This is a genomic window from Paraburkholderia sp. 31.1 (assembly GCF_014397645.1).
Lineage (GTDB): Bacteria > Pseudomonadota > Gammaproteobacteria > Burkholderiales > Burkholderiaceae > Paraburkholderia > Paraburkholderia tuberum.
This window is the reverse complement of record NZ_VZQN01000062.1, coordinates 20,020-27,062: the sequence shown is the minus strand read 5'-3', so window position 1 is coordinate 27,062 and position 7,043 is coordinate 20,020. Positions and strand designations below refer to the sequence as shown.

The following is a 7,043-nucleotide window of genomic DNA, read 5'->3' as shown; positions in this document are numbered from 1 at the left end:
TGGAAGCACGCCAAGCATCACTGGCGCCGCTTCGTCACTTGGACCAAGGAAACCATCGATGCCGAGGTCAAAAAACTGCTCGACGGATTCGGCTCAGATTTTCAAATCAGATTTTCGTGAACACTTACAACGGATGAAAGCCGCCGATCGCCGCGCCCTGATCGCGCGCTGGCGCGAGCAGTTCGACCGGCGAGGCGCCGCTGCAGTGCACGAGCGCTTTGCCGGGGTGGCTTGCCGCATCGCCTCCAAAGCGGAGTGTGTGCGCTGTCGTACCGATGCTGTCGTCAGGAACGGCTAAAAAAACGATATCGGCGGCGTCGACGGCCTGTTGCGGGTCGTCAGTGGCCGCGCAGTGTGCGATCTGGGCGGCGAGCCGGCGCGCGGAATCGGCCGAGCGGCTCGCCACCGCGGTGACCGGATAGCCGGCGCGCGCAAACGCGAGCGCGAGACAACGCGCGAGCCGCCCCGCGCCGATGAAGCCGACGCGCGGCAAGGAAGACTGGGACATGGTGACCTGCTCCAGACGGATCGTGTGAACGGGAAAGCAGCAGTATCTCGCATCCGGCGAAGCGCGGCCGCGATCCGGCCCCTTGCACGGTTCGACAGCGGTCGTCGGATAAGTTTGCGGGCGATATGGCGCCAACGGTCGGTCATCGGGTGGCGTGACGCCCGCGGTTGTGAAAACTGCTCACAATCGTACATGACAGGAACAGTGGTCGATGAGCCGGTTTGGCAGTCGTATTTTCCGTACTTCGTTCGCAGTCAGAAATTCGGGAGGGTCGAGATGAGTATTTTTTCTTACCGAAAGCACTTGCGGTTCCTGACGCGCGCCCAGCGCCGTCGCTGGTGGGATCAGAAAAAGCGCCTTACGCCGCGCGTGCGGATCAGCGGCGCATACGTGCCGCCCAACGTGTCCCGCGAATTCGTGTACGTGAAGGTCGGCTAGTCGCGCGGTCTTCGCAGGTGACAGAATGCCCGGCCTCGAGCAATTGAGCTGGGCATTTTTTGTTGGGAATTTTCTTTCGGCTGTCAGGATTGAAGCGAATTTGTAATTAAAGATTACCGATGCGCGAACTCAAACCCCCGCGCTCGATCAGACCTGTGACGCGCGGCCCGTCGCCCGCGTGCAACCCATTGATTCCCGGCTGATTTCGCTCAGGTCGCGGCGGCGCGTAGGCGCGCTCGCGCCGCGCTCGGCAAAACGCTTCGGCTCGCCCTTGCAATTTGCAACAAATGCGAACATTTCGGCCGGGGCTTTTTAGATACATTGATTTCGCAGCATGCGAGGCATGCGCAGTCGGCGACCTTGGCAGGCCGCGCTAGGAGAATAGAAGTGAAAAAGATCGTTCCGTTTGTCGTTGCAGCCGCACTCGGCTTGGGACTTGCCGGGACCGCTGAGGCAGGTGTTTCCGTCGGTATCGGCCTTGGGGTGCCGATCGCGCCGGCCTATCCGGTCTATGCGGCGCCGCCGCCTGTCTATTACGCCCCGCCGCCGCCTCCGCCGGTGTACGCGCCGCCGGTTGTGTTCGCACCGGCTCCGGTGGTGGTCGGAGGCTATTACGGCTATGGCCGCCCTTACTATCGTGGCTACTACCACGGCTACCGTGGCTACTATCGCGGCTATGGGCACTCGTACTATCGTCATTAAGAAGTGCGGGCGCGCTTGACGCGCGTGGGAACGTCGACGGCGTAACGCCGGCTTGTGCCGGGTTACGTCGTTTCTTTTTGTGTCTCTGGTTTTTGCTTTCCGCAGCGTTCCTGGCTGGTGTCGCGGGCTCGCGCGAGCGCCGTTCCAAAGCATCGAGGAAGCTGGGAGAATGGCTGCTTCGCCACCGCTAGAGGAGAGTTTCGCCGATGCAAGCGCTTCCCGCTCCCACCTTCGATGACGTCCTCGACGCCGCCGCGCGTCTCGAAGGCGTCGCGCACCGCACCCCCGTTCTGACATCGAGCACGTTCGACGAGCGCACTGGCGCGTCGGTGTTCTTCAAGTGCGAAAACTTCCAGCGCATGGGCGCGTTCAAGTTCCGTGGCGCGTACAACGCGATTTCGCATTTCGACGCGGAGCAGCGCAAGGCGGGCGTGCTGACCTATTCGTCGGGCAATCACGCGCAGGCGATCGCGCTGTCGGCGCGCCTCGCCGGCATTCACGCGACGATCGTAATGCCGCACGACGCACCCGAGGCCAAGGTCGCCGCGACCAAAGGCTACGGCGGCGAAGTGATCAGCTACGACCGCTACAAGGAAAATCGCGAGGAAATCGGCCGCCGGCTCGCCGAAGAGCGCGGCATGACGCTGATCCCGCCGTACGATCATCCGCACGTGATCGCCGGCCAGGGCACCGCGGTCAAAGAACTGATCGACGAAACCGGCCCGCTCGACATGTTGTTCGTGTGCCTTGGCGGCGGCGGGTTGATCAGCGGCAGCGCATTGTCGGCGGCCGCGCTGAGCCCGGCCTGCACGGTGATCGGCATCGAGCCCGAGGCGGGCAACGACGGCCAGCAGTCGCTCGCACGCGGCGAGATCGTTCATATCGACGCGCCGCGCACGATTGCCGATGGCGCCGCTTCGACGCATCTGGGCCACTATACGTTCGCGGTCATCCGCCAGTTGGTCGCGCGAATCGAAACGGTCAGCGATGCGCAGCTGATCGAGACGATGCGCTTTTTCGCGCAGCGCATGAAGATCGTCGTCGAACCGACTGGTTGTCTCGCGGCGGCGGCGGTGCTGAACGGCGTCGTGCCGGTGAAGGGCAAGCGCGTCGGCGTGGTGGTGAGCGGTGGCAATGTCGATCTGCCGAAGCTCGCGCAGTACCTCGCATGAGCGGCTCACGTCGAGTCGCATGAAGAAAAACGGCTCGCCGATGCGAGCCGTTTTTTTTGTTCGCGAGCCGCTTCAGCTTGCCACCTGCGCGGTGCTCTGCACGATCAGATCGCGATACCCGTTGACGATCACGCTGTACGAGAAATAGGCGAACAGCAGCGCCGACAGAACGTGACACGCGCGCAGCAGACCGGCGCCCGCGCGCTTGCGTCCGTGGCTGCCGAGCCCGCAGATGAAAAGCGTCCAGCACAGCCCGCCCAGAAAGAATCCGCCGAGGAAGATCAGCGCGGTTGTCGGGCTCGTTGCGCCGGCCTTCGCGATCAGCGCGCCGCCGACCGCTGCGAACCACAGGATCGCCGACGGCGACGACACCGCGAGCAGCACGCCGCGCACAAACCCGCGCCATGCCGACTGATGCGGCGCAGCCGCGTCGCCTTCGCCGGCAACAGCTTGCGCCGTGGCCGGGAACATCGCTTCACGCGCCATCTTCCAGGTGAGAAACAGGAGGATCGCCGCGCCGCCGATCCATACGACCCAGCGCACCGATTCGAACTGCAGCAGCGCGGCCATGCCCGCGAGCGCGAGCGTCGCGTAAATGAGATCGCCGACGCAAGAGCCGAGGCCGAGCCAGAAGCCCGGCCGAAAGCCGTGCGACAGCGTCAGCGAAATGATCGCGACGTTGACGAGACCGATATCGAGGCACAGCGACAAGGAGAGAAAAAAGCCGTCCGACATCATTGAAAAAGCGTGCATCCGCGCGAGCGCTCCATCTGTTATTGATTGTGTTGTCCCGCGCGTGTTACAGGCCGAGGCCCAACTCGTTCCACAAGCTATCGATGCGCTGTTTGACCGCGTCGTCCATCACGATCGGGCGGCCCCATTCACGGTCGGTTTCGCCCGGCCACTTGTTGGTTGCGTCGAGCCCCATCTTCGAGCCGAGGCCGGCTACCGGCGACGCGAAATCGAGATAGTCGATCGGCGTGCGGTCGACGAGCACCGTGTCGCGCGTCGGGTCCACTCGCGTGGTGATCGCCCAGATCACTTCCTTCCAGTCCCGGATATTGACGTCCTCATCGACGACGACGATGAACTTCGTATACATGAACTGCCGCAGGAAGCTCCACACGCCGAACATCACGCGTTTCGCGTGGCCGGGGTAGCTCTTCTTCATTTGCACGATCGCCATGCGGTAACTGCAGCCTTCGGGCGGCAGATAGAAGTCCGTGATCTCGATGAACTGCTTCTGCAGCAGCGGTACGAACACTTCGTTCAGCGCGACGCCGAGCACCGCCGGCTCGTCGGGCGGTCTGCCGGTGTAGGTGGAGTGATAGATCGCGTCGCGGCGCATCGTGATGCGCTCGACCGTGAAGACCGGGAACCACTCCTGTTCGTTGTAGTAGCCGGTGTGATCGCCATACGGGCCTTCGAGCGCGTGTTCGTACGTGGCCGACGCACCCTTCGACGGACGCGGCGGTGCGCCGGCCGGGGCGGGCGAGGGTGCGCCTTCCTGCGGATAGATGAAGCCCTCGAGCACGATCTCGGCGCGCGCGGGGACCTGCAGACCGTCGACGCCCGGTGTGACGCATTTCGCGAGCTCGGTGCGCCCGCCGCGCAGCAGGCCGGCGAACTGGTATTCGGACAGCGTGTCGGGTACCGGCGTGACCGCGCCGAGAATCGTCGCCGGGTCCGCACCGAGCACGACGGCCACCGGATACGGCTTGCCGGGATTTTTAAGCGCGAACTCACGAAAATCGAGCGCGCCGCCGCGATGCGCCAGCCAGCGCATGATCAGCTTGTTACGCCCGATCAGTTGCTGGCGATAGATACCCAGGTTTTGTCGACTTTTGTTCGGCCCTTTCGTGACGGTCAGACCCCAGGTGATCAACGGCCCGGCATCGCCGGGCCAGCAGGTCTGAATGGGCAATTTGGCAAGGTCGACGTCATTGCCTTCCCAGACGATTTCCTGGCAGGGCGGTGCGTTGACCGTCTTCGGCGCCATGTCCCACACGGCCTTCGCTAGCGACAGCAGCTTGCCGGCGTCCTTGAGCCCTTTCGGCGGCTCGGGTTCCTTCAACGCGGAGAGTAGCCGACCGACATCGCGCAGCGATTCGAGCGCCGCCTGGTCGCCCGCGCCCGCTTCGGCATCGATGCCCATGCCAAGCGCGACGCGGCGCGGCGTGCCGAACAGATTGCCGAGCACCGGGAACGCGTGCCGCTCGGTGTTCTCGAACAACAGAGCCGGGCCGCCCGCGCGGAGCACACGGTCGCAAAGTTCGGTCATTTCGAGATTCGGCGACACTTTTTGCGAAATTCGGCGCAATTCACCGATCGCCTCGAGGCGGCCGATGAAATCGCGTAAGTCTTTGTATTTCATCTGTGACGGTTCAGGGCCGCATGCACGGCGCATAGGACGGGGAGGCAGGAGGGACGGCGTTGGTACCTATCTGACGCAAAAAACGATTGTCGATTTTACCTGCGTTAGCCACCGCACGTAGATCAGCCAAATGGTCTAGTCTAAACAGCCAGGGTCGGATCGCCCGAAACGCGCATTGAGCGCGGTTCTCGGGTGACTGAACACTGTTCATAATTACGAAAAGTTATCATTCTTGAATTCTATAGTGTTGACGATCTATAAAACCGTGCATAGAATCCGTCCACATTAGTTGCAGGGCGTTAACCTTTTTACCGTCGCCCCCGGTCCTCAGACGCAACGCGTCACCGTTTTGCTTCCCTGCAGGGTAGAACGGCATTATTGAAGTCCCTCACCAGCGTCCACCAACGCTGGTTTTTCGCGTGGGAGCCAAGCCCGATACACATCGAGTATGTGTGGGCTGTTTTTGAGATGGCTCCCCAAACGGTATTTGTTGCCGTTTTCCCGACGTCGCTGCTGCCCAACCAGAGAGCACGCGATGTCTTGACTCTGCGAGCGCGCCGTACCGCCTGATTTGTCCCGGCGGAGTTCGCGGATCATGCAAGATGGGAGATCTGAATGAACGCCTGGTTATCGTGGCGTCCCGATGAGCGTATTGCGCAGATTGTGCGCGGTGCGCTGCGCAGCGGGACGCGACTGAGTCATCACCTATTCAGCATTGTCGGCGGGATCGCCGTGGTGCTGGCTCTCGCACTGTGGCTGATGCCGACCTGGCGCGGCGCGCTCGCCGCGCGTCTGATGCCGGTCATTTCCGCCGCCGTGCAAGCGGGCCCCGCCCGCCTGCTGCAAGGCAATCCGCTGCCCGCCATCGGACCGACCAGAAACGCCGACGCATCCTCCGACGAATCGCTGTCGGCCAATTCGCCGAACATGCTGACCACGCCGAGTCCCACCGATGGCTCGAACGACGGCAGCATGACCCTCACCGCGGCCACCACCGGCTTCGACGGCGCGTTCGACGGCGCCGGCACGTCGGGCACGAGCGCCGCCGCGCTCAACGGCCTCGATCCGCGCACGATGCAGGGCGTCAGCGCGCTCGCACGTCTGATTCCGCAGCAGCGCGTGTCCGCCGATGCACGCGATGACCGCGTGCTCGTGTCGAGCCACGAGCAGGACCTGGTCGCGTCGTACCTCGCGCGGCGTTATCGCGTCGCTCAGGAGCCCGTCGGCGAGCTCGTAAAAGCCGCGTTCGACACCGGCCGCGAAGTCGGCCTCGATCCGCTGCTGCTGCTGTCAGTGATGGCGATCGAATCGGGCTTCAATCCGTACGCCGAGAGCGGCGTCGGCGCGCAGGGCCTGATGCAGGTGATGTCGAAGGTGCATTCGGACAAATTCCAGTATTTCGGCGGCCAAAGCGCGGCGCTCCAACCGCTCGCGAACATCAAGGTCGGCGCGCTCGTGCTGAAGGATTGCATCGCGCGTGGCGGCTCGCTGCCGGGCGGCCTGCGTCTGTACGTCGGCTCCACCACGCCGGATGACGGCGGGTACGGCGCGAAGGTGATGGCCGAACGCGGTCGTCTGCGCGACGTCGCGCGCGGCCGTAAGGTGCCGATCAATGCGCCGCAAGCTCCGGTGCTGACCGCGTCGGCCACGCCGGCGCCAGCCGCGGCGACGAGTGGTGGCAACGGCAAGCGCGTTCAGGTGACGCTGCAAGGCGGTCACGCGCTGAGCCAGGCGACGTCGGCGGTGCACACGCAGCCGGCCGATCAGGACGACGCGAGCGCCAATTCGACGACGCGCCACGTGGCGTCGGCGTCGGAGCTGGGGGCTTGAGTTAGACGTTGCCGTGCCG

General features: G+C 63.8%; 6 protein-coding genes and 1 pseudogene. 4 read left to right on the top strand and 3 right to left on the bottom strand.

From position 1 onward, the window contains the following. Positions 1 to 127 precede the first annotated feature (127 nt). A pseudogene (locus F6X37_RS32375) lies at positions 128 to 508 on the bottom strand (NAD(P)-binding domain-containing protein); the annotation flags it as partial. 276 nt (positions 509 to 784) lie between these two features. Between F6X37_RS32375 and F6X37_RS32370 the strand changes: the two are divergent. The 3 genes from F6X37_RS32370 (at position 785) to F6X37_RS32360 (ending at position 2,820) form a co-directional block, all read left to right on the top strand. Further along, on the top strand, positions 785 to 946 hold the full coding sequence (locus F6X37_RS32370; RefSeq protein ID WP_167368604.1) for a hypothetical protein: 162 nt from the start codon (positions 785 to 787) through the stop codon (positions 944 to 946). A 387-nt stretch (positions 947 to 1,333) separates the two neighbouring features. Next, positions 1,334 to 1,648 carry a hypothetical protein gene (locus F6X37_RS32365; RefSeq protein ID WP_187614109.1) on the top strand — a complete coding sequence of 105 codons (315 nt, stop codon included), beginning with the start codon at positions 1,334 to 1,336 and terminating at the stop codon, positions 1,646 to 1,648. Between the two features lie 206 nt (positions 1,649 to 1,854). After that, the gene (locus F6X37_RS32360) at positions 1,855 to 2,820 is read left to right on the top strand and encodes a threo-3-hydroxy-L-aspartate ammonia-lyase (protein ID WP_090801497.1); all 966 of its coding nucleotides are present in this window, start codon (positions 1,855 to 1,857) and stop codon (positions 2,818 to 2,820) included. A gap of 72 nt (positions 2,821 to 2,892) precedes the next feature. Here F6X37_RS32360 and F6X37_RS32355 read toward each other — a convergent pair whose 3' ends face one another. Next, positions 2,893 to 3,573, bottom strand: a complete 681-nt coding sequence (locus tag F6X37_RS32355; protein WP_184053273.1) for a LysE family translocator — start codon at positions 3,571 to 3,573, stop codon at positions 2,893 to 2,895. Positions 3,574 to 3,619: 46 nt separating this feature from the next. Beyond that, positions 3,620 to 5,194 carry a UbiD family decarboxylase gene (locus F6X37_RS32350; RefSeq protein ID WP_187614108.1) on the bottom strand — a complete coding sequence of 525 codons (1,575 nt, stop codon included), beginning with the start codon at positions 5,192 to 5,194 and terminating at the stop codon, positions 3,620 to 3,622. Positions 5,195 to 5,809: 615 nt separating this feature from the next. Between F6X37_RS32350 and F6X37_RS32345 the strand changes: the two genes are divergently transcribed. Then, on the top strand, positions 5,810 to 7,024 hold the full coding sequence (locus F6X37_RS32345; protein WP_187614107.1) for a transglycosylase SLT domain-containing protein: 1,215 nt from the start codon (positions 5,810 to 5,812) through the stop codon (positions 7,022 to 7,024). Positions 7,025 to 7,043: the final 19 nt, after the last annotated feature.